Origin of the sequence: Pseudomonas sp. B8(2017) (genome assembly GCF_002113575.1) — a bacterium.
GTDB lineage: Bacteria > Pseudomonadota > Gammaproteobacteria > Pseudomonadales > Pseudomonadaceae > Aquipseudomonas > Aquipseudomonas putida_Z.
On sequence record NZ_NEIO01000006.1, the window covers coordinates 159,092 to 178,663 of the forward strand.

Annotated in this window: 18 protein-coding genes; 9 read left to right on the forward strand and 9 right to left on the reverse strand. The window is 62.8% G+C overall.

The features are described 5' to 3' along the window. Positions 1–101: 101 nt before the first annotated feature. The 5 genes from CAG22_RS11945 to choX all read right to left on the reverse strand — a co-directional run bounded on the left by CAG22_RS11945 (position 102) and on the right by choX (position 4,152). Positions 102–359, reverse strand: coding sequence for a hypothetical protein (locus tag CAG22_RS11945; protein ID WP_003257487.1), 258 nt, complete (start codon positions 357–359; stop codon positions 102–104). A gap of 367 nt (positions 360–726) precedes the next feature. Next, positions 727–1,203 (reverse strand): thioesterase family protein, encoded by a 477-nt coding sequence (locus tag CAG22_RS11950; protein ID WP_085705519.1) that lies wholly within the window; start codon positions 1,201–1,203, stop codon positions 727–729. A gap of 10 nt (positions 1,204–1,213) precedes the next feature. Next, positions 1,214–2,179 carry an L-carnitine dehydrogenase gene (locus tag CAG22_RS11955; protein WP_085705520.1) on the reverse strand — a complete coding sequence of 322 codons (966 nt, stop codon included), beginning with the start codon at positions 2,177–2,179 and terminating at the stop codon, positions 1,214–1,216. 18 nt (positions 2,180–2,197) lie between these two features. Next, positions 2,198–3,082: a 3-keto-5-aminohexanoate cleavage protein gene (locus CAG22_RS11960; RefSeq protein ID WP_085705521.1), complete on the reverse strand. Its 885-nt coding sequence runs from the start codon at positions 3,080–3,082 to the stop codon at positions 2,198–2,200. 125 nt (positions 3,083–3,207) lie between these two features. Beyond that, positions 3,208–4,152: a choline ABC transporter substrate-binding protein gene (gene choX / locus CAG22_RS11965; protein ID WP_085705522.1), complete on the reverse strand. Its 945-nt coding sequence runs from the start codon at positions 4,150–4,152 to the stop codon at positions 3,208–3,210. Between the two features lie 147 nt (positions 4,153–4,299). Between choX and CAG22_RS11970 the strand changes: the two genes are divergently transcribed. Continuing rightward, positions 4,300–5,262: a GlxA family transcriptional regulator gene (locus CAG22_RS11970; RefSeq protein ID WP_085705523.1), complete on the forward strand. Its 963-nt coding sequence runs from the start codon at positions 4,300–4,302 to the stop codon at positions 5,260–5,262. Here CAG22_RS11970 and CAG22_RS11975 read toward each other — a convergent pair. The 3 genes from CAG22_RS11975 to CAG22_RS11985 all read right to left on the reverse strand — a co-directional run bounded on the left by CAG22_RS11975 (position 5,253) and on the right by CAG22_RS11985 (position 7,104). Further along, positions 5,253–5,804, reverse strand: a complete 552-nt coding sequence (locus tag CAG22_RS11975) for a hypothetical protein (RefSeq protein WP_085691995.1) — start codon at positions 5,802–5,804, stop codon at positions 5,253–5,255. The genes CAG22_RS11970 and CAG22_RS11975 overlap by 10 nt on opposite strands. Before the next feature lie 66 nt (positions 5,805–5,870). Continuing rightward, the gene (locus CAG22_RS11980) at positions 5,871–6,587 is read right to left on the reverse strand and encodes a hypothetical protein (RefSeq protein ID WP_230397048.1); all 717 of its coding nucleotides are present in this window, start codon (positions 6,585–6,587) and stop codon (positions 5,871–5,873) included. 115 nt (positions 6,588–6,702) lie between these two features. After that, positions 6,703–7,104, reverse strand: a complete 402-nt coding sequence (locus CAG22_RS11985) for a lysozyme inhibitor LprI family protein (protein ID WP_085705524.1) — start codon at positions 7,102–7,104, stop codon at positions 6,703–6,705. Between the two features lie 287 nt (positions 7,105–7,391). Here CAG22_RS11985 and CAG22_RS11990 point away from each other — a divergent pair, with 287 nt between their 5' ends. The 7 genes from CAG22_RS11990 (at position 7,392) to CAG22_RS12020 (ending at position 16,759) form a co-directional block, all read left to right on the forward strand. Further along, complete coding sequence (locus CAG22_RS11990; RefSeq protein ID WP_003257506.1) at positions 7,392–8,369, forward strand: dipeptidase; 978 nt, start codon at positions 7,392–7,394, stop codon at positions 8,367–8,369. Between the two features lie 77 nt (positions 8,370–8,446). Then, positions 8,447–8,977, forward strand: a complete 531-nt coding sequence (locus CAG22_RS11995; protein ID WP_013970507.1) for a DUF5943 domain-containing protein — start codon at positions 8,447–8,449, stop codon at positions 8,975–8,977. A 15-nt stretch (positions 8,978–8,992) separates the two neighbouring features. Continuing rightward, on the forward strand, positions 8,993–11,053 hold the full coding sequence (dgcA, locus tag CAG22_RS12000; RefSeq protein WP_025337383.1) for a dimethylglycine demethylation protein DgcA: 2,061 nt from the start codon (positions 8,993–8,995) through the stop codon (positions 11,051–11,053). A gap of 176 nt (positions 11,054–11,229) precedes the next feature. Next, positions 11,230–13,182 (forward strand): dimethylglycine demethylation protein DgcB, encoded by a 1,953-nt coding sequence (gene dgcB, locus CAG22_RS12005; protein WP_085691996.1) that lies wholly within the window; start codon positions 11,230–11,232, stop codon positions 13,180–13,182. Further along, on the forward strand, positions 13,182–14,414 hold the full coding sequence (locus CAG22_RS12010) for an electron transfer flavoprotein subunit alpha/FixB family protein (protein WP_039613190.1): 1,233 nt from the start codon (positions 13,182–13,184) through the stop codon (positions 14,412–14,414). The genes dgcB and CAG22_RS12010 overlap by 1 nt, the downstream gene beginning before the upstream one ends. 10 nt (positions 14,415–14,424) lie before the next feature. Then, complete coding sequence (locus CAG22_RS12015) at positions 14,425–15,195, forward strand: electron transfer flavoprotein subunit beta (protein WP_085705525.1); 771 nt, start codon at positions 14,425–14,427, stop codon at positions 15,193–15,195. 676 nt (positions 15,196–15,871) lie between these two features. Then, positions 15,872–16,759, forward strand: coding sequence for an RHS repeat-associated core domain-containing protein (locus CAG22_RS12020; RefSeq protein WP_085705526.1), 888 nt, complete (start codon positions 15,872–15,874; stop codon positions 16,757–16,759). Between the two features lie 73 nt (positions 16,760–16,832). On the opposite strand, the gene gbcA is transcribed toward CAG22_RS12020, so the two are convergent. After that, entirely contained in the window at positions 16,833–18,125 is a 1,293-nt protein-coding gene (gene gbcA, locus CAG22_RS12025; RefSeq protein WP_013970512.1) for a glycine-betaine demethylase subunit GbcA, read from the reverse strand. Positions 18,126–18,420: 295 nt separating this feature from the next. On the opposite strand from gbcA, the gene gbcB reads away from it, so the two are divergent. After that, positions 18,421–19,521, forward strand: coding sequence for a glycine-betaine demethylase subunit GbcB (gbcB, locus tag CAG22_RS12035; RefSeq protein ID WP_015268654.1), 1,101 nt, complete (start codon positions 18,421–18,423; stop codon positions 19,519–19,521). Positions 19,522–19,572 lie beyond the last annotated feature (51 nt).

Here is a 19,572-nt window from a genome sequence, read left to right on the forward strand (position 1 = left end):
GGGCTTGCCCGCTCCCACAGGAGCTGCACAGTGTTTGAAAATCTGTGCAATCCCTGTGGGAGCGGGCAAGCCCGCGAAGAGGCCGGTGCAGGAAAACTCTGTCAGCCGCGCTTGTTGAACTGCGCCAACGCCGGCAACAGCTGTTTGTCGATGGCCTGGCGCACCGCCGGCAGGATCGTCGCACTACCGGTATACATCTGCTCCACCATCCCCTTCAGCGCCCGTGCATTGGGCTCGGTCAGCCCACGCACCACCGCTTCGCACGCCTGCTCGGCAGTAGCGCCGGCCGGAATCTCGAACCCGCGCGCGCGCAGGTGGCCTGCCAGATCGTCCTGGTCAATCAAATCCGCATGCATCATGGCTGTTGTCCCTTTTATCGCTAAGAGAGTGCTGCTGTGATTTACGACCGATTCTGTGACGCCGGCGACATGCCCGCAACAACAGAATGGCGCCATGGCTGCTTTGGCTAAGAACAGGTCGTTCCCGGCTAAATCCACCTGCCGGGAAGTGCGCAAACTCAAGCCATCTACCGCAACGGAGGGTTTGGTCACCCTCGTTCGTGCACAGTGGATGTTGCTCGCTCTTGGCCCCGGATGCTCACGGCTTTCCGGGGTTATTTTTTGCCTGAATACATGACCTGTGGGAGCGGGCGTGCCCGCGAATGCGGCGGTGAACCCACCATCGCATTCGCGGGCACGCCCGCTCCCACAAGTTATGTGTTGCTGCTCAGTTTGGCGTAGGCAGGGCTATCACCCGGCCGACGAACTCAGCCGGGGGCACATCCTGCTGCTCATCCACCAACCCTTGCAGCAACCCGACACTACGCTCACTGAACGGCGCCGACTTCGGCCCTGCCAGGTCCACATGCAGCAGCATCTGCTCACTGGCTGCCAGCGCTTCGTCGAACCCTGCCCGGTGCAGGCTGTGGTAGACATGCAGGCGCTTGCGGTCGAAGCCGATGATCTGCGTCTGCACCCATACCTCGGTGGCCAGCTTCACTTCGTGCAGGTAGTTGATGTGCGCCTCCAGGGTGAACAGCGAGTTACCGCTCTGGCCGCGGCTGTCGGCATCCAGGCCGATGCGCTCCATCAGCGCGTCGGTGGCGTAGCTGAAGATCAGCAGGTAGAAGGCATCGCGCAGGTGCCCGTTGTAGTCGACCCAGTCCTCCTGGACCGGGGTGCGGTAGGTGATCAGTGCGGGCATCGCGGTCTCCTCAGTCGCCGAAAGCCATACCGTGCTTGGCCTTGCTGGTCTTCACCGCTTCCAGCACTGCCAACAGGGTGTCATCACGATAGCGCTCCAGCGCGGCGATGCTGCGGTCGCCCAGTTGCTCGGAGGTCCCTTCGACCACATCGTCGATCAGCTTGTCGGTCAGCTCTGGTGCCGGCAGGTAAGTCCACGGCAGCTGCAGCGCCGGGCCGAACTGAGCCATGAAGTGACGCATGCCTGCGTCACCACCGGCCAGGGTGTAGGTGAGGAACGTGCCCATGAACGACCAGCGCAGGCCGGCGCCGAAGCGGATGGCATCGTCGATTTCGCCGGTGCTGGCCACGCCGTCGTTGACCAGGTGCAGGGCCTCGCGCCACAGGGCTTCGAGCAGGCGGTCGGCGATGAACCCGGGCACTTCCTTGCGTACGTGCAGCGGGCGCATGCCCAGGGCGGTGTAGATGGTCCTGGCAGCTTCAATGGCCTCGGGGGTGGTGCGCTTGCCGCCGACGATTTCCACCAGCGGCAGCAGGTACACCGGGTTGAACGGGTGGCCGACCACGCAGCGCTCGGGGTGGGTGGCCGACTCGTAAAACTCGCTGGGCAGCAGGCCCGAGGTGCTGGAACCGATGATCGCGTCGGGTTTGGCGGCAGCGCTGATCTTTGCGTGCAGGTCGAGCTTCAGGTCCAGGCGTTCAGGGGCGCTTTCCTGGATGAAATCGGCATCGCGGACGCATTCCTCGATGGTGGCGACGAACTTCAGGCGGTCTTGTGAGGCGCCTGGTGCCAGGCCTTGCTTTTCCAGTGCCGGCCAGGCGTTGGCGATGCGCTTGCGCAACGCCTGCTCGGCGCCTGGCGCCGGGTCCCAGGCGACCACGTCCAGCCCGTGGGCCAGGGCGCGCGCGACCCAGCCGCTGCCGATCACGCCACTACCCAGGGCGGCGAAGGTCTTGATCTTGGTGATGAAGGTCATGTTGGGCTCCTGAAAGTGTCAGCGGCGTTTGAGGTTCATCTTTTCCCGGCCTTCGGCCGGGGTCAGTACACGGGCGCCAAGGCGCGAAATGATCTCCACCGCGCGCTCGACCAACTGGCCGTTGCTGGCCAGCACGCCACGGTCCAGGTACAGGTTGTCCTCCAGGCCCACCCGCACGTTGCCGCCCAGCAGCACCGCCTGTGCGGCCATCGGCATCTGCATGCGGCCAATGCCGAACCCGGCCCAGGTGACGTTGGCCGGCAGGTTGTCGACCATCGCCTTCATGGTGGTGGTATCGGCCGGCGCGCCCCACGGGATGCCCAGGCAAAGCTGGAACAGTGGGTCGTCGAGCAGGCCTTCCTTCATCATCTGCTTGGCGAACCACAGGTGGCCGGTGTCGAAGATTTCCAGCTCGGCTTTTACCCCCAGCTCGGTAATGCGCTTGGCGCCGGCGCGCAGTTGTGCCGGGGTGGAGACGTAGATCGAGTTGCCGTCGCCGAAGTTGAGGGTGCCGCAGTCGAGGGTGCAGATTTCCGGCAGCAGCGCTTCGACGTGGGCCAGGCGTTCCAGTGGGCCGATCAGGTCGGTACCCGGGCCGAATTCCAGTGGTGTTTCACCCGGGCCGATTTCCAGGTCGCCACCCATGCCCGCGGTAAGGTTGACGATGATGTCCACGTCGGCTTCGCGGATGCGTTCCATGACCTCGCGATACAGCGCCACGTCACGGCTGAAGCGGCCGGTTTGCGGGTCGCGCACGTGGCAGTGGACCACGGTGGCGCCGGCTTTGGCGGCCTCTACGGCAGAATCGGCGATCTGCTTGGGGGTGATTGGAACAAGGTGGCTTTTCGAGGCGGTGTCGCCGGCGCCGGTGAGGGCGCAGGTGATGATGACGTCGTGGTTCATGGCTTGGTTCCTTGTGGTAACCGTTGTGGCCTTTTCGCGGGCACGCCCGCTCCCACAGGGTCTGCGCAGACCTTGACCTTTGCGCTGTACCTGTAGGAGCAGCCTTGTGCTGCGAAAGGGGCCTGTCAGTTGGCAGTGAGGTTGAGGTTGTCGGCAGCCGGCTTGCCATCGAAGGTGGTCACACCCTCCAGCCAGCGGGCCTTGTCCTCGGGGTGGTCCTTGAGCCACTGGCGGGCCGACTCCAGCGCATCCTTGTGGTCGAGCAGCGGCTGCATCATGCGGCTCTCGTCCTCGGCGCTGAAGTTCAGGTTGGCCAGCAGGCGGTGGGCGTTGGGGCAGCGTTCGGCGTAGTCCGGCGCGGTCACCGTCCACACTGTCGCGCGGCCTTCGTCAGGGCCCAGGGCGTCCTGGCTGTCGCCCAGGTAGACCATGTCGATGTTCACGTTCATCGGGTGCGGTGCCCAGCCAAAGAACACCACGGCCTCGTTGCGCCGCACCGCGCGGTCGACGGCGGCGAGCATGCCGGCCTCGCTGGACTCGACCAGCTGGAACTTGCCCAGGCCGAACTGGTTCTTGGCGATCATTGCCTTGATCTGGGTGTTGGCGCCGGAACCCGGTTCGATGCCGTAGATTTTCCCGCCCAGTTCCTTTTCGAACTTGTGGATGTCGGCGAAGGTCTTCAGGCCCTTGTCGGCCAGGTACTTGGGCACTGCCAGGGTGGCGCGGGCGTCTTCCAGGCTGGGTTTGTCGAGCACCTTGACCTGCTTGGCGTCGACGAACGGGGTGATGGTCTGGGTCATGATCGGGTTCCAGTAACCCAGGAACATGTCCAGGCGTTTGTCGCGGATGCCGGCGAAGATGATCTGCTGTGAGGCGCTGGTCTGCTTGGTCTGGTAGCCAAGGCCATCGAGCAGCACCTGGGCCATGGCGCTGGTGGCGATGACGTCGGTCCAGTTGACCACGCCCAGACGGACGTTCTTGCAGGCCGCAGGCTCGGCGGCGAATAGTGGGGAAGTGGCGGTGCTGCTCAGGGCAAGGGTCAACAGGCTGCGGCGGATCAAGCTGTGCATGGTGGCTCTCCATCGGCAGTGCATATTGTTATTGGGGTTCGACCTCTCTGGGTCGTATGAAGAAGCTACGCTGCTGTCAGGGTGGAAAATCGCACCCTGGCGACCAACATTTGCACGGAGGCGACCACCTTTGCCGTGGAGCATGCAATGCCGCAAATCATTCACTTCCTGTTGTTGCCCGGGTTCTCGGCCATAGGTTTTATCAGCGCCCTGGAGCCACTGCGGGTGGCCAATCGTTTCAAGGGCCCGCTGTATCGCTGGCAGGTATTGAGCCTGGACGGTGGGGCGGTGCAGGCCAGCAATGGCATGTCGGTGAACGCCGATGCAGCGCTGGCGGCGGGCGAGCCTGGTGGCATCCTGCTTATCGTCGCCGGTTTCGAGCCATTGGCCTGTTACGGGCCGGCGCTGCAGCAGGCGCTACGCCGCCTGGACCATGAGGGGGTTGTTCTGGGTGGCATCGATACTGGCGCGGTGGTACTGGCCGAGGCCGGCCTGCTCGACGGCCACCGCGCCACCGTGCACTGGGAGGCGCTGGAGGCGTTCAAGGAGAATTACCCGAGCCTGCAGGCCACCCAGGAACTGTTCGAAATTGACCGACGGCGCATCACCTGTGCGGGCGGCACTGCCTCGATCGACCTGATGCTCGACCTGATTGCGCAATCCCATGGCAGCGAGCTGGCGGTGCAGGTTTCGGAGCAATTCGTGTTGGGCCGTATTCGGCCGCGACAGGATCATCAGCGGATGCAGATCGCCTCTCGCTATGGCATCAGCAACCGCAAGCTGGTGCAGGTGATCGGCGAGATGGAAAAGCATACCGAGCCACCGTTGAGCACATTGGAGCTGGCCGCCCGTGCCATGATCACCAGGCGTCAGCTGGAGCGCTTGTTTCGTTTGTACCTGAATGATACGCCCAGTGGCTTCTATCTTGACCTGCGTCTGGACAAGGCGCGTCAGCTGCTGTGTCAGACGCAGATGAGCATCACGCAGGTCAGCGTGGCATGTGGTTTCGAGCTGCCGTCGTACTTCACCCGCCGGTACAAAAGACGCTTTGGGCGCTGTCCGCGTGAAGAACGTCAGGCGCTCAAGCCGCAGCTGCCGGATCAGAATTGATCTAGGTCTGATAGCTCCTGGAGGCGGCTTTCGACCTGTGCTCGCCGCGCCTCGAAAGCCCGGGCGTCGAGTTTCGCGCCCATGTGGTCCAGTTGCAGGGCAAGGCGCGTACGTGGGGCATCCGGGTCGGTCGAACAGCACAGGTTGAAGACGATCGCCAGCGGGCTGCCGCTGTCATCCAGATCAAATTCGATGCGCAGGTGCGAGCTGGCCGAAGTGCTGCGCAGCAGGGCGAGGTCTGGTTGTTTCAAACCATCCAGTATGTCCTTGGCAACCCGCTCGAGCTTGAGGTTGCGACGCTGGGGCGCTGGAATCCAGCCGTTGAAGACGTCTTGAAACACAGCATCCGTGGGTACGCAGTTGATGCTTTTCGTTGTCCGTTCGATCAGTTCGACACCGCTGTTTTCCAGGCCAAGCAGAAAACGGTTGAACCAACGCTGGCCATCCTGTTGGCGATCGTGAGCCTGGTTGGCCTCTAGTTGCGCCAGGCGCAGGCAGGCATGAAGGTCTTCCCAGGGTTGGTTGGCGGGTTTGGTGGGCATGCTTGTGGTCCTCGTTGCAGGCGTAGGAAGGGGAGCCTGGCGCCGCTGGGCGGCGCCAGGTGCAGGTCAGAGTTCCAGCGCCAGGATGTCGAACGCCTGGCTGGCCAACTTCATCCTGACGGCTTCGCGCATGGCGTCGAAGTGGCGAACACTGAACGAGCCCTGTTGCGAGGCCCGGTATACACGGGTATTCGACTTGTCGATGATGCGGCCAGCGGACCCTGCGGCTTTCTCGGCCTTGTCATAGCTCAGCTGAACGCTGGTCATGTGCATGATCGGCAGGCCTTGCGGTGTCATCTCGCAGGCCGAAATCTGGATGGTGCTGGATTTGCCCGAAACGCTCACGCTGCTTTCTTCGAGCAGTTGCTGCGCCTTGGGTGTTTGCACGATCACTTCGAAGGAACGTTTTACACAGCGGCTCAGGCGATGGCTGGCGCCGATCTGGACGGTGACGATCTGCGGCACCAGGGTGGCCAGCGTGTGGGTGTCCTTGTCGATTGCCTCCTCGACATGGGCGGCGCCGGTCAGCGTCCAGCCGAACTTGCCCAGGCCGTCGTTGTAGAAGTTGTACCACTCGCGCTGCTGGGTTTCCTTGTCGAACTTCTTGTTTGCCGACAGGTTCATCAAGCGCATGCCATCGAGCACGTCTTCGGCAACGCTGGCAGGTACATCCGGGGCAAAGATGCAGACGGTGTTGGCAACCATGACGGCGCGTTCTTCGCCTTCTTTCTTCAGGGCGGCAATGGCGCTGTTCATGTCGGTCTTGCTGATAGTAGAGGTCATGTCTTGGTTTCCGATCGAGTTCATCATCGGCACCTCGGGTGAGGCGCCGGGGACGCACTTTGGTTCGGATCGTCAAGACAGATAAGCCGAAAGCCTTTCCTGCCGAGGAACTCCCTTACTGCTGGCCGATGGACTGCAGGTACTCCGAGCGGTCATCACTGCGTTGTGCCACGCAGGTGTTCCACGCTGCTTCGAACGCCTTGCTGCCCGGTTTCTCGGCATAGGTTTCGACCTTGCAGTCGGCATCGCGCAGTTGCGTCCACAGTTTCTCGGCCGCCTCCATCCGCCCGGCCAAGGCGTCTGCCTTGTCGCCTTCGTCGGCGTACTGGTCGCGAATGCGCTGTATCAGGTCGTCATACGCCGACGTAAGTTCACGCTCGGCCGTCTGCTTGTTGAACGCCGCGCAAGCGAATGTCTGCTGGTCGGTCTCGACGTTGTCGCACGGGGTGCTTTCTTCCTCGCCGGCCTGGGCGCCCGATACGACAGCCAGCAATACCAGCCATGCCATTGATTTCATCCGTTTTCTCCTCAACAAGGCTGACGAATCGGCTGGATTCTCGCTCAGCCGCCGACAAGACGATAGCTCCCTGAAGAAATGTTCATGAAACGGCCGGAAATGTCGTTATCGAGACTGTCTCTCATCGCCAGACGGCGCGCCAGAGGGCGCGATGTCGCGCATTGACGCTTTCGGCAAACCCCCTGTCGTTTTTGCATCGGGGCGCCTTTGGGCACAGGCATATGCTGGCCCCAAAGCGCCGGCAATAAGGTTTGGCGCAAACCCATTCAATAAAAGGGGACAGCCTGATGAGCCCAGCCGAACTTCACGCCGACAGCATCGTCATCGACGGCCTGATCATTGCCAAATGGAACCGCGAGCTGTTCGAGGACATGCGCAAAGGCGGGCTGACTGCGGCCAACTGCACGGTGTCGGTCTGGGAAGGCTTCAAGGCTACCGTCGACAACATCGCCGCCAGCCAGAAGCTGATCCGCGATAACAGCGACCTGGTGATGCCGGTACGCACCACCGCCGACATCCGCAAGGCCAAGGAGCTGGGCAAGACCGGCATCCTCTTCGGCTTCCAGAACGCCCATGCCTTCGAAGACCAGATCGCCTACGTCGACGTGTTCAAGCAGCTGGGCGTGGGCATCGTGCAGATGTGCTACAACACCCAGAACCTGGTCGGCACCGGCTGCTACGAGCGTGATGGCGGCCTGTCGGGCTTCGGCCGCGAGATCGTTGCCGAAATGAACCGCGTCGGCATCATGTGCGACCTGTCCCACGTCGGCTCCAAGACCTCCGAAGAAGTCATCCTCGAGTCGAAAAAGCCGGTCTGCTACTCGCACTGCCTGCCTTCGGGCCTGAAAGAGCACCCGCGCAACAAGTCGGATGAAGAACTGAAGTTCATCGCCGACCACGGCGGTTTCGTCGGCGTGACCATGTTCGCGCCGTTCCTGGCCAAGGGCATCGACTCCACCATCGACGACTACGCCGAAGCCATCGAGTACACCATGAACATCGTCGGTGAAGATGCCATCGGTATCGGTACCGACTTCACCCAGGGCCACGGCCAGGACTTCTTCGAGTACCTGACCCACGACAAGGGTTACGCCCGTCGCCTGACCAACTTCGGCAAGATCATCAACCCGCTGGGCATCCGCACTGTGGGCGAATTCCCCAACCTCACCGAAACCTTGCTCAAGCGCGGCCACTCCGAGCGCGTGGTGCGCAAGATCATGGGTGAGAACTGGGTCAACGTCCTCAAGGACGTGTGGGGCGAGTAAGCCGCTCTCCAAGCCTGAAAGCCCCTGCCAGCAACGCCGGGGCATCCCAATAAAAAATTTTATGGAGTTGAGTTTCCATGGCCAAGATCGCCCCGCAATTGCCAATCGAAGTAGACAGCGAGACCGGTGTCTGGACCAGCGACGCCTTGCCGATGCTGTATGTGCCGCGCCATTTCTTCGTCAACAACCACATGGGCATCGAAGAAGTCCTTGGCGCCGACAAGTACGCCGAGATCCTCTACAAGGCCGGCTACAAGTCCGCCTGGCACTGGTGTGAAAAAGAAGCCGAGTGCCACGGCCTGGAAGGCGTTGCGGTGTTCGAGCACTACATGAAGCGCCTGAGCCAGCGCGGCTGGGGCCTGTTCGAAATCCAGGACATCGACCTCGACAAGGGCACCTGCAGCGTCAAGCTCAAGCACTCCGCGTTCGTGTACGTCTATGGCAAGTGCGGCCGCAAGGTCGACTACATGTTCACCGGCTGGTTCGCCGGCGCCATGGACCAGATTCTCGCCGCCCGCGGCAGCTCGATCCGCACCGTGGCCGAACAGGTCTATGGCGGGTCGGAAGAAGGCCACGAAGATGGCCTGTTCGTTACAAAGCCGTTGTAAGCCGGAGATAGCGTCATGGCATTCGAAGCAATGTTCCAGCCGATCCAGATCGGCAAACTGACCATCCGCAACCGTGTGCTCAGCACCGCGCACGCCGAGGTCTACGCCACTGACGGCGGCATGACGACCGACCGCTACGTGAAGTACTACGAAGAGAAGGCCAAGGGCGGTATCGGCCTGGCGATCTGCGGCGGCTCGTCGGTGGTGGCCATCGACAGCCCGCAGGAGTGGTGGGCGTCGGTCAACCTGTCGACCGACCGCATCATCCCGCACTTCCAGAACCTGGCTGACGCCATGCACAAGCATGGCGCCAAGATCATGATCCAGATTACCCACATGGGCCGTCGCTCGCGCTGGGACGGCTTCAACTGGCCGACCCTGATGTCGCCGTCGGGTATCCGTGAACCCGTGCACCGCGCCACCTGCAAGACCATCGAGGTGGAAGAGATCTGGCGCGTGATCGGCAACTACGCGCAAGCTGCCCGCCGCGCGAAGGAAGGCGGCCTGGACGGCGTGGAACTGTCGGCCGTGCACCAGCACATGATCGACCAGTTCTGGAGCCCGCGGGTCAACAAGCGTACCGACGAATGGGGTGGTACCTTCGAAGGCCGCATGAAGTTCGGCCTGGAAGTACTGAAGGCTGTGCGCGCCGAGGTCGGTGACGACTTCTGCGTGGGCATGCGTATCTGTGGCGACGAGTTCCACCCCGATGGCCTCAGCCACGAGGACATGAAGCAGATCGCTGCCTACTACGACGCCACTGGCATGCTCGACTTCATCGGCGTGGTCGGTTCGGGTTGCGACACCCACAACACCCTGGCCAACGTCATCCCGAACATGAGCTACCCGCCGGAGCCGTTCCTGCACCTGGCGGCCGGTATCAAGGAAGTGGTCAAGGTCCCGGTGCTGCACGCGCAGAACATCAAGGACCCGAACCAGGCCACGCGTATCCTCGAAGGCGGCTACGTGGACATGGTCGGCATGACCCGTGCGCACATGGCCGACCCGCACCTGATCGCCAAGATCAAGATGGGCCAGATCGACCAGATCAAGCAGTGCGTCGGTGCCAACTACTGCATCGACCGCCAGTACCAGGGCCTGGATGTACTGTGCATCCAGAACGCCGCGACCTCCCGTGAATACATGGGCGTGCCGCACATCATCGAGAAGACCACCGGCGCCAAGCGCAAGGTGGTGGTGGTTGGCGCCGGCCCGGCCGGCATGGAAGCGGCCCGCGTGGCTGCCGAACGTGGCCACGATGTGACCCTGTTCGAGAAGAAGGAGCAGATCGGCGGGCAGATCACCATCGCCGCCAAGGCCCCGCAGCGTGACCAGATCGCCGGTATTACCCGTTGGTACCAGCTGGAGCTGGCGCGCCTGAAGGTCGACCTGCGCCTGGGCACCGCCGCCGACGTGGCTGCCATCCAGGACCTGCGCCCGGACATCATCGTGCTGGCGGTGGGTGGGCATTCCTTCCTGGAGCAGAACGAGCACTGGGGCGCCGCCGAAGGGCTGGTGGTCAGCAGCTGGGACGTGCTCGACGGCAAGGTTGCGCCGGGCAAGAACGTGCTGGTGTACGACACCATCTGCGAGTTCACCGGCATGTCGGTGGCTGACTTCATCGCCGACAAGGGCAGCCAGGTCGAGATCGTCACCGACGACATCAAGCCGGGTGTGGCCATGGGCGGTACTACCTTCCCGACCTACTACCGCAGCATGTACCCGAAAGAAGTGATCATGACCGGCGACATGATGCTGGAAAAGGTCTACCGCGAAGGCGACAAGCTGGTGGCGGTGCTGGAAAACGAATACACCGGCGCCAAGGAAGAGCGTGTGGTCGACCAAGTGGTGGTGGAGAACGGCGTGCGTCCTGACGAGCAGCTGTACTACGCACTGAAGGAAGGTTCGCGCAACAAAGGCCAGATCGACGTGGAGGCACTGTTCGCCATCAAGCCACAGCCGATCCTCAGCCAGCCGGGCGAAGGCTACCTGCTGTACCGCATCGGCGACTGCGTGGCCCAGCGCAACGTGCATGCGGCGATCTACGACGCCTTGCGCCTGTGCAAGGACTTCTGATCGAGAAAAATCGTCGCCACCGGGCGCGGTCCCTGTGGGAGCGGGTTCACCCGCGAAAGCGTCAGCGCAAGCAACAGAGTTGTCTGATCTGACGCATTCGCGGGTAAACCCGCTCCCACAGGGGCCAATCCCATCTTCAGAGTGGCGCAAGAATCCAGCTGTTGTGGGAGCCTCCCATGTTGAACACCCTTCTACCTATCCTGCTGTTCGCTGCCCTTGGCCTGGCAGTGCTCGGCGCCCTGCGCCGGGTGCGCATGTGGCGGCGTGGCCGGCCGTCCAAGGTCAACCTGATCGGCGGCCTGCTGGCCATGCCGCGGCGCTACCTGGTCGACCTGCACCATGTGGTCGAGCGCGACAAGTACATGTCCAAGACTCACGTGGCCACCGCTGGCGGCTTCGTGCTGTCGGCCGTGCTGGCGATCCTGGTGCACGGCTTCGGCCTGCAGAGCAAGATCCTCGGCTACGCGTTGCTGGTGGCCACGGTGATCATGTTCAGCGGCGCCATCTTCGTCTTCAAGCGCCGCCTCAACCCGCCTTCGCGCCTGTCCAAGGGCCCGTGGATGCGCCTGCCGAAGAGCCTGCTGGCGTTTGCCGTGAGCTTCTTCATCGCCACCTTGCCGGTCGCCGGCATCCTGCCGGCCAACACCGGTGGCTGGGTGATGGTGGGCATTCTCGGCCTGGGCGTGCTGTGGGGCGTGTCGGAGCTGTTCTTCGGCATGACCTGGGGCGGCCCGATGAAACACGCCTTCGCCGGTGCCCTGCACCTGGCCTGGCACCGCCGCGCCGAACGCTTCGGCGGCGGCCGTTCCACCGGCCTCAAGCCGCTGGACCTGGAAGACCCGAACGCGCCGCTGGGCGTGGAAAAGCCGGTGGACTTCACCTGGAACCAGCTGCTGGGCTTCGACGCCTGCGTGCAGTGCGGTAAATGCGAAGCCATGTGCCCGGCCTTTGCCGCCGGCCAGCCGCTGAACCCGAAAAAGCTCATCCAGGACATGGTCATCGGCCTGGCCGGTGGCACCGATGCGCAGTTCGCCGGCAGCCCATACCCGGGCAAACCGATCGGTGAGCATGGCGGCCACCCGCACCAGCCGATCGTCAATGGCCTGGTCGACGCCGAAACGCTGTGGTCGTGCACCACCTGCCGTGCCTGCGTCGAGGAATGCCCGATGATGATCGAGCACGTCGATGCCATCGTCGACATGCGCCGTCATCTCACCCTGGAAAAAGGCGCCACCCCGAACAAGGGCGCCGAAGTGCTGGACAACCTGATCGCTACCGACAACCCGGGCGGCTTCGCCCCTGGCGGGCGCATGAACTGGGCCGCCGACCTCAACCTGCAACTGCTGTCGGAGGTGAAAACCACCGAGGTACTGTTCTGGGTCGGTGACGGTGCCTTCGACATGCGCAACCAGCGCACCCTGCGCTCGTTCGTCAAAGTGCTCAAGGCGTCGGGCGTGGACTTTGCCGTGCTCGGCCTGGAAGAGCGCGACAGCGGCGACGTGGCGCGCCGTCTGGGCGATGAAGCGACCTTCCAGCAACTGGCCAAACGCAATATCCAGACCCTGGCCAAGTACAAGTTCCAGCGCATCGTCACCTGCGACCCGCACAGCTTCCATGTGCTGAAGAACGAGTACGGCGCCCTGGGTGGCGACTATCAGGTGCAGCACCACAGCACCTACATCGCCGAACTGATCGAGGCCAACAAGCTCAACCTCGGCCAGCACAAGGGCGGCAGCGTCACCTACCACGACCCGTGCTACCTGGGCCGTTACAACGGTGAGTACGAAGCTCCGCGTGCCGTGCTCAAGGCCCTGGGTATCGAAGTGCGCGAGATGCAGCGCTCGGGCTTCCGTTCCCGTTGCTGCGGCGGTGGTGGCGGTGCGCCGATCACCGACATCCCTGGCAAGCAGCGTATCCCGGACATGCGCATGGACGATATCCGCGAGACCGAGGCCGAGCTGGTGGCCGTGGGTTGCCCACAGTGCACCGCCATGCTCGAAGGTGTGGTCGAACCGCGCCCGCAGATCAAGGACCTGGCCGAACTGGTGGCCGACGTGCTGATCGAAGAGGACGCGCCCTCTGCCCCAAAGCCGCAAACGGCCAAACGTGAACCTGCGGAGGTGCACTGATGAGCGACATTATCCGCCGCGACCCACGCGCCGAGTGGATCGCCCGTAACCGTCTGCACCCGCTGCATGCAGCGATGCAGACGCAGCAGACCAGCTGGATGGGGCCCAACGGCCTCATCCGCAAGAACCCCCACGCGATTGCCGCAGGCTTCATCGGCCCGGCCGGCATCAAGCGCATCGACCGCAGCGGCGCCCAGCAGGGCACCGCCGTGGGCGGGCGACGCACGGCGGCGGCCGAAGTCAAGCTGCCGCTGCACCAGGTGCCGGCGCCGGCGTTCTACATTGCCGTGGTGCCGGACATGGTCGGTGGCCGCCTGAGCAGCCACGACCGCGACCTGCTCGGCCTGGCCCACAGCCTGGCCGGCAGCGACGGTGCAGTGCTGGCAGTGGTGTTTGGCGAGCACAAGGAAAGCAACTTTTCCACAGCCGGGGTCGACCGCCTGCTGGTCATCGAAGGCGAGGCTTTCGAAGGTTATGCACCGGAACAACTCGTTCAAGGCCTTCGGGCTGTGGATAACCAGTTCACCCCGCGCCATTGGCTGCTGCCCGACAGCCGCACCGGTGGTGGCGAACTGGGCCGGCGCCTGGGCGCGGCACTGGGTGAGCGCCCGGCAACGCGGGTATGGCAGGTCAAGGACGGCCAGTGCATCGGCCGTGCCGGTGCCGGCCAGCAAGACCTGCAGCGCGCCGTACCACGCTTGATCCTGGCGGCGGCCGAGTGCGCCGAGCCAGTCAGCGAAACCCGTCACGAAGCGCTGCCGGTGGAGTTGTCCACAAGCGTGGCACGCAGCCTGTCGCGCATCGAAGACCTCGGCTCGGTGGCCGTGGACCCGGCCACCATTGCCATGGCCGAGGCCGAGTTCATTGTCTCGGGTGGCAACGGGGTCAAGGACTGGGACCTGTATCACAAGGCCACCGCGGCCCTTGGCGCCACCGAAGGCGCCTCGCGGGTGGCGGTGGACGACGGCTTCATGCCGCGCAACCGCCAGGTGGGTGCCACCGGTACCTGGGTTACCGCGCGGGTCTACGTGGCTGTGGGTATCTCGGGCGCGATCCAGCACCTGCAGGGCATCGGCGCCTGCGACAAGGTGGTGGCGATCAACATGGACCCGGGCTGCGACATGATCAAACGGGCCGACCTGTCGGTAATTGGCGACAGTTCGGCGATTCTCCAGGCACTGATCGAGGCTGTGGACAACTACCGCAGCGGCGGCCAGCGCGACGCGGCATAAGGGCACGAGCATGAGTACGAAAGTGATCAGCCTGGTTTCCATCGGTGCCCACCCCAGCTCCGGCCGCGCTCGCCGCGCCGAGCAAGATGCGCGCGCCGTGGAGCTGGGTTTGCAGCTGGCTGGGGATAACTTGCAGGTGGTGCATGCCGGCGACCCCCGGGAAGAGGCGCTGCGCGCCTACCTGGGGATGGGTCTGGACCATCTGGACGTGCTGGAGCAGCCGGCCGGTGCCGACGTGCTGGGCGTGCTCGGGGATTACCTGCGCGATGCCGGGGCACAGCTGGTGCTGACCGGTAGCCAGGCCGAGACCGGCGAAGGGTCGGGCATGTTGCCGTTCCTGCTGGCCGAAAAGCTCGGCTGGCCGCTGATTGTGGGGTTGGCTGAAGTGGAGTCGATCGACAACGGCACCGCCCAGGTATTGCAGGCGCTGCCGCGCGGTCAGCGGCGTCGGCTGAAGGTGCGCCTGCCGTTGCTGGCGACTGTGGATAACGCTGCGCCCAAGCCGCGCCAGAGTGCTTTCGGGCCGGCGCGTCGGGGTGTGTTGGCGGCACGCAACGTGGCTATCGTCGAAGACGAACTGCTGGCCGAAGCCGAACTGCAGCCAGCCCGCCCACGGCCCAAGCGGCTTAAGGTGATCAAGGCCAAGAGCGGTGCCGACCGGATGAAGGCGGCGACGGCCAAGGCCAGTGGCGGCGGTGGCAAGGTGTTGAAGGACGTTTCTCCACAGGAAGGCGCCGATGCCATCCTCAAGCTGCTGGTGGAAGAGGGCGTGCTGCGCTAGAGCCTCACGCGGTCCCGGTGTAGGAGCGGCCTTGCGTCGCGATGGGCTGCGCAGCAGCCCCCGGCAATCTTGACTCGTAGTCGAGATACTGGGGCCGCGCTGCGGCCCATCGCGACACAAGGCCGCTCCTACATTCCATACACAGCCTCGATCGGGCGCTTTTGCCCACCAAATCTGTTCGCCAAGGTGTGGATAAAGTGTTGGCGCATGGCCGCAGCCCTTGTATGACGGGGCCTCCAAGATTATGGTCAAAAAACAACCAGTCTTATCCCTGCCTTCGCATGCAACGCGCGGCAGTACCCTCCTGATTTTGCCCACAATCGCTGTTAGCCGGTCTGTGGATAATCTGTTCGGTAGCGCCTGTAAGCCACATAGTTAAAGGCTTTGACAGGTTTGTTCAGAAAGTGATCAATCTCGCCATAATCCTGCTCGATCCTTGATAATCATGGTCGTGAGTGGCTTATCCACAATCCGATTGCACAAACTGCATCAGTTGCTCACAAACTCTGTTGGTGTTTCTGTGGACAAGGTGTAAGAAGTCCGCTGTAGCCCAATATCCACGCCATCTTGGCCGGTCTGATCAAACAATGATCAGTGGTCTGCCTGATATTTTTGCCAGTACGCAAACCTGGCGTCCGTCGTTACCCTGTCCACACGCGATCAGTGTGAGTCAACCATGGCGGCATCCCTGTTGAATATCGATCGGCAGCACTCTGTACTGGGCGTGCTTTCCTTGGGTCCGCGTGCTTACTCACCCTATGGCTTCCTTAGCGGTTCCCTGGGTTCAGGGCTGGCTTTTTGTGGCCAATACCAAGATCCGTTGACGCATAATTATCTGTTGGGCAGTGGCCATCGCTCCTACAGCCCGGGCCTGATGCGGTTCATCACGCCGGATTCGCTTAGCCCATTCTCCAAGGGCGGCATCAATGGATACGCCTATTGTGAGGGGGACCCGATTAACAGGCACGATTCAACGGGCCGCGTTTGGCAGTGGATACCTCCACTGGCTCAGGCCGCCTCTAGTGTTTCAACAGGACTCGGCGCGGTTAACCGCAGGTCGCTTGCTGTGGTTAGACAGCGGATTCAGAGGATGAACGGGGAGTTACCCGACCAGGAACTTGTGCGCGCACAGCTTGCAGACTCGCTCCAGTTTTATTCCTCTATCCCTATGGGGGCTGGTGCCAATCTCGCCCGAAATACCCTCAATGCACCTGTGTCGCCGGCAGATCCACTGGTCAGCCAGCTTGTCTGGACCGGAGCTGGGGGAAGTTCTGGCGTTGCCATAGGCACCAATTTAAACGGCTATTCGGTGTATCAAACATGGACGCAACTCGCAGATCGACATGGCATCAACCGGTGGAGCGTGGTGGCCGAGGCCATAGGGCAAGTCTTGCTCCCACCTTTCGTCAGGAGGGGGAGTTTGCAGGCGGGGCAATGGGCAGCGGAAGCGCTCGGTAGCGGAATAGCCGGGGCCTACCGTGTGCCGGGGAGGGTGATGGCCAAGGTACATAGCGATGATGGAGGAGAAGTTCTGGGAGCTGTCCTTGTCGTTAGACGGAGTTGATGCTATTAGCGCCCCTTACTGAAACGCAGGTGTGCCGTGCCTCGTCATACCGGACGAGGCACGGCATCATCGTTTACTGCGCCTGAACTTCCTTCAGATACGCCGCCGGCTCCGCCCCCAGGTTGTTCAGCAAGCGCTGGCTGTACCAGTCAATGAAGTTGACCACGCCAAACTCGTAGGTTTTCGAGTATGGCCCAGGCTGGTAAGCGGTGGAGTTGATACCACGCTGGTTTTCCTCGGCCAGGCGACGGTCCTGGTCGTTGGTGGCGTCCCACACCTTGCGCATGTTCTCGGGGTTGTAGTCCACACCCTCCACGGCATCCTTGTGCACCAGCCACTTGGTGGTAACCATGGTTTCCTGGGCGCTGATCGGCCACACGGTGAACACGATCATGTGGTCGCCCATGCAGTGGTTCCAGGAGTGCGGCAGGTGCAGGATGCGCATCGAGCCCAGGTCCGGGTTCTGGATACGACCCATCAGCTTCTGGCAGGCCTGCTTGCCGTCCATGGTCATCGACACGGTGCCCTTGAGCAGCGGCATGCGCACGATACGGTTACGCAGGCCATGGCTCTTGTGCAGGTACGGGATCTTCTCGGCTTCCCAGGCGGCGGCGGAGGCAGCCACGTGGTCCTTGAATTCCTGGCTGGCGCGCGGGTCGTTGGTGTCGTCCCATTCCAGCAGGGTTTGCAGCAGCTCCGGGTGCGAACCGTTGCAGTGGTAGCACTCGCGGTTGTTTTCCAGCACCAGCTTCCAGTTGGCCTTTTCCATCAAAGTGGTCTGTACCGCCACCTTGGTGTTTTCCATGTCGTACGGTTCCATGTAGTGGTCCAGGGTGGCCAGGAACTCGTCGATGGCAGGCGGGTTTTCCGCCAGGCTGATGAAGATGTAGCCGCCGGCGACCTTCACGTTCACAGGCTTCAGGCCATACTGGTTCATGTCGAAGTCGGCACCCATTTCGGTACCGGCGAACAGCAGGCGGCCGTCCAGCTCGTAGGTCCACTGGTGGTACGGGCAGACCAGCTTGGCCACCTTGCCCTTGTCGCTGACGCACAGGCGCGAACCGCGGTGGCGGCAGACGTTGTGGAAGGCGTGCACCTTACCTTCGGCGCCACGCACCACGATGATCGGGTTCTTGCCGATCTGCAGGGTGATGTAGTTGCCCTTGGCCGGGATCTCGCAGGTCATGCCGGCGATCAGCCACTCCTTGTGGAAGATCTCCTGCATGTCGATCTGGAACAGACGCTCGTCGGTGTAGAAAGGCTGGGGCAGCGAGTAGGTGCGCTCGCGGGTCTGCAGCATCTCGGCGGTGGCCTTGCGTGCAGGTTCCAGTGGATCGCCCAGGCTCAGGGTTGCGGTGACGTCCATCGTGTATTCCTCGGGGCCGTGTGCGGCCGGCAAAAGGTGGCTAATCGTTGTTGTGGTGCCGCAAGGCTGCTTATCAAGAAACAGCTGGTTGTTTTGCCGTGGAGTGTGCGTCCGAAGGCGTCATGAACCGTATCCATGGGCGACATGGCCGATTTGAATTACGACGCGCCAGCCCTTGCAGCGCGGGGCTGGTCGCGATAAGCACGCCGATGTCGCTGGCAGGAATGTACGTCGTCTTCAGCTTGCGCATTATCCAAGCCATAAAAAGGCCAATAGTCGGCTGCTGGAGATGAACATGTCCGATACCTTCCTCAATCCGGTCACTACCCAGACCTGGGCCAACGGCCGCCACATCGTGCGCTGCGTCAAGGTCATCCAGGAGACCTGGGACGTGCGCACGTTCTGCTTCATGGCCGATCAGCCGATCATGTTCTTCTTCAAGCCGGGGCAGTTCGTCACCCTGGAGCTGGAGATCGAAGGCAAGCCGGTGATGCGTTCCTACACCATCTCCAGTTCACCGTCGGTGCCCTACAGCTTCTCGATCACCGTCAAGCGTGTACCGGGCGGCCTGGTGTCCAACTTCCTCCACGACACCATGCACGAAGGCGCCGAGCTGCCGGTGCACGGCCCGGTGGGGCTGTTCAATGCCATCGACTTCCCTGCGCAGAAGGTGCTTTACCTCTCGGGCGGTGTCGGGATCACCCCGGTCATGTCGATGGCGCGCTGGTTCTACGACACCAACGGCAATGTCGACATGGTGTTCGTGCACAGCGCCCGTTCGCCGAAGGACATCATCTACCACCGCGAGCTGGAGCAGATGGCCTCGCGCATCCCCAATTTCAGCCTGCACATCATTTGTGAAAAGCATGGCCTGGGTGAGCCGTGGGCGGGTTATCGCGGTTACCTCAACCAGCGCCTGATGGAGCTGATCGCGCCGGACTACATGGACCGCGTGGTGTTCTGCTGCGGCCCGACGCCATACATGACTGCGGTCAAGCGCATGCTTGAAGCGGTCGGCTTCGACATGAAGAACTATCACGAGGAATCGTTCGGCGCGACGCCGCCCGAGGCCAAGGCCGATGCGGTGGAGCATGCCGAACAGGCTGCCGACGCGCCGGAACTGGATGCGGCCGATCTCAACCTGGTGGAGTTCATCGGCAGCGAGAAGAGCATCCGCATCGCCCCGGGCGAGACCGTGCACGCGGCGGCGGCCAAGGTTGGCCTGATGATCCCGAAAGCCTGCGGCATGGGCATTTGCGGTACCTGCAAGGTGCTCAAGCTGGGCGGCGAAGTGGAGATGGAGCACAACGGCGGCATTACCGAAGAGGACGAAGCCGAGGGCTACATCCTGTCGTGCTGCAGCGTGCCGAAAGGGGATGTGCGGATCGATTACTGATCCGGGTATGCAGGGGGCTGCCTTGCAGCCCATCGCCGGCAAGCGCGGCTC

Coding starts and splice junctions, on each gene's coding strand:
- CAG22_RS11950 (WP_085705519.1), bottom strand. CDS start 1,203: ATGCCCGCACTGATCACCTACCGCACCCCGGTCCAGGAGGACTGGGTC.
- CAG22_RS11990 (WP_003257506.1), top strand. CDS start 7,392: ATGAGCCCAGCCGAACTTCACGCCGACAGCATCGTCATCGACGGCCTG.
- gbcB (WP_015268654.1), top strand. CDS start 18,421: ATGTCCGATACCTTCCTCAATCCGGTCACTACCCAGACCTGGGCCAAC.
- dgcB (WP_085691996.1), top strand. CDS start 11,230: ATGTTGAACACCCTTCTACCTATCCTGCTGTTCGCTGCCCTTGGCCTG.
- gbcA (WP_013970512.1), bottom strand. CDS start 18,125: ATGGACGTCACCGCAACCCTGAGCCTGGGCGATCCACTGGAACCTGCA.
- CAG22_RS11945 (WP_003257487.1), bottom strand. CDS start 359: ATGATGCATGCGGATTTGATTGACCAGGACGATCTGGCAGGCCACCTG.
- CAG22_RS11985 (WP_085705524.1), bottom strand. CDS start 7,104: ATGAAATCAATGGCATGGCTGGTATTGCTGGCTGTCGTATCGGGCGCC.
- CAG22_RS11970 (WP_085705523.1), top strand. CDS start 4,300: ATGCCGCAAATCATTCACTTCCTGTTGTTGCCCGGGTTCTCGGCCATA.
- dgcA (WP_025337383.1), top strand. CDS start 8,993: ATGGCATTCGAAGCAATGTTCCAGCCGATCCAGATCGGCAAACTGACC.
- CAG22_RS12010 (WP_039613190.1), top strand. CDS start 13,182: ATGAGCGACATTATCCGCCGCGACCCACGCGCCGAGTGGATCGCCCGT.
- choX (WP_085705522.1), bottom strand. CDS start 4,152: ATGCACAGCTTGATCCGCCGCAGCCTGTTGACCCTTGCCCTGAGCAGC.
- CAG22_RS11995 (WP_013970507.1), top strand. CDS start 8,447: ATGGCCAAGATCGCCCCGCAATTGCCAATCGAAGTAGACAGCGAGACC.
- CAG22_RS12020 (WP_085705526.1), top strand. CDS start 15,872: ATGGCGGCATCCCTGTTGAATATCGATCGGCAGCACTCTGTACTGGGC.
- CAG22_RS11975 (WP_085691995.1), bottom strand. CDS start 5,804: ATGCCCACCAAACCCGCCAACCAACCCTGGGAAGACCTTCATGCCTGC.
- CAG22_RS11955 (WP_085705520.1), bottom strand. CDS start 2,179: ATGACCTTCATCACCAAGATCAAGACCTTCGCCGCCCTGGGTAGTGGC.
- CAG22_RS11980 (WP_230397048.1), bottom strand. CDS start 6,587: ATGACCTCTACTATCAGCAAGACCGACATGAACAGCGCCATTGCCGCC.
- CAG22_RS12015 (WP_085705525.1), top strand. CDS start 14,425: ATGAGTACGAAAGTGATCAGCCTGGTTTCCATCGGTGCCCACCCCAGC.
- CAG22_RS11960 (WP_085705521.1), bottom strand. CDS start 3,082: ATGAACCACGACGTCATCATCACCTGCGCCCTCACCGGCGCCGGCGAC.